The 1,391-nt window shown below is 65.9% G+C and carries 1 protein-coding gene; it reads left to right on the top strand.

Translation table 11 applies throughout. The features are described from left to right. Positions 1–300 precede the first annotated feature (300 nt). Positions 301–1,275 (top strand): LLM class flavin-dependent oxidoreductase, encoded by a 975-nt coding sequence (locus A5791_RS18145; RefSeq protein ID WP_067239787.1) that lies wholly within the window; start codon positions 301–303, stop codon positions 1,273–1,275. Positions 1,276–1,391 lie beyond the last annotated feature (116 nt).

Here is a 1,391-nt window from a genome sequence, read left to right as displayed (position 1 = left end):
ACCCACACGCCGACCAGTTCCAGGTCGCGACGCCGCTGAATGGTGCTGATGGCAATCGATCCGATGCCGCCAGTAGCCCACACTACTACGCGGTATGCCATGGCACTCCTCCTCTTGATCGCGAAACCCAAAGCCGCAGTGACTAATCCGATATGTGCGACCCGCAGCTCCGGTCGGATGTTGCACCAGGGAACCGTCGGCTGCGGCGAGGTTATACCGAACGTTTGATCCGGAAGCTAACAGTCGCCGGCGTAAGGGTCAACCGTGTGCAGAACAAACGTTAGGTTAGTCTGCCTGGGTATGTTCACGCTCAGGTTCGACATGCGTGCTCCCGATTGGGCCGGGCCCGTCGCGGATCTCTACGCCGCGGCCATCGACATGTGCAGCTGGGCAGAAACGCGCGGCGCCGGCCTCGCCATCCTGTCCGAACATCATGGCACCGAGGACAGCCATCTGCCCGCGCCGCTGACGCTGGCCTCGGCGATCGCGGCCAGGACGCGAAGCTTGGCGATACTGCTGGCCGCCGTGCCGATTCCGTTGTGGGACCCGGTGCGGCTGGCCGAAGAGATAAGCGTCCTGGATCTGATCAGCCGGGGTCGGGTGTCCTACGTGTTCGGGGTGGGTCATCGGGCCGAGGAGTACCACCACTTCGGCATCGACATGGCCAACCGCGGAAAAGTGGCCGACGAGATCCTGACTGTGCTGGGCCCGTTGCTGCGCGGTGAGTTTGTCGACATTCGGGGCCGACGGGTCCGCGTCACCCCGGCGTGCGCGTCGCCGAATGGTCCGCTGATCCTGATCGCCGGCGGCAGCAAGGCCGCGGCCCGCCGTGCCGGAACCTTCGGGCTCGGGTTCGTCTCGCAGACCGACCTGCCCGGTTTGAGGGAGTTCTACGAGGCGCAGTGCCGTGCGCACGGACATGAGCCCGGCGTCGTTCAGTTCCCCGTGAAAGGCACTCCGACAACGGTTTTCGTAGCCGACGACGTCGACGGGGCATGGGAGGCGTTGGGCCCCCACCTATTGCACGACGCAATGACAGCGGCGTCGTACCGTCCGCATGACGATTCGGTCGCCAGCATCACCCGGGCCGACACGGTCGCCGCGCTGCGGGCGGAGAACGGCCCGTACCGCGTCCTGACCAGCGACGAGGCGACCGACTACGTGCGCAGCGGCAAACCGCTGCCGCTGCATCCCCTTTGCGGCGGACTTCCACCCGACGCGGCGTGGCCATACCTGGAACGTGCTGCGGACGCCGCAGCCCGAGCCCGCGAGTAAGGAGTATCAATCGTGCCGTCGAACCTGGAGAAGCCGCTGCGTACCGTGGTGTGGTCCACCGGGGGAGTCGGATCGATCGCGATCGACGCGATTGGCCGCCGACCGGATCTGGAACT

Origin of the sequence: Mycobacterium sp. 852002-51163_SCH5372311 (assembly GCF_001667115.1) — a bacterium.
GTDB lineage: Bacteria > Actinomycetota > Actinomycetes > Mycobacteriales > Mycobacteriaceae > Mycobacterium.
Note: the sequence above shows the minus strand (reverse complement) of the source record. Positions and strands in the feature narration are given on the sequence as shown.

Bases quoted from the DNA above. Each gene is read 5' to 3' on its own strand.
- A5791_RS18145 (WP_067239787.1), top strand. From the start codon at position 301: ATGTTCACGCTCAGGTTCGACATGCGTGCTCCCGATTGGGCCGGGCCC.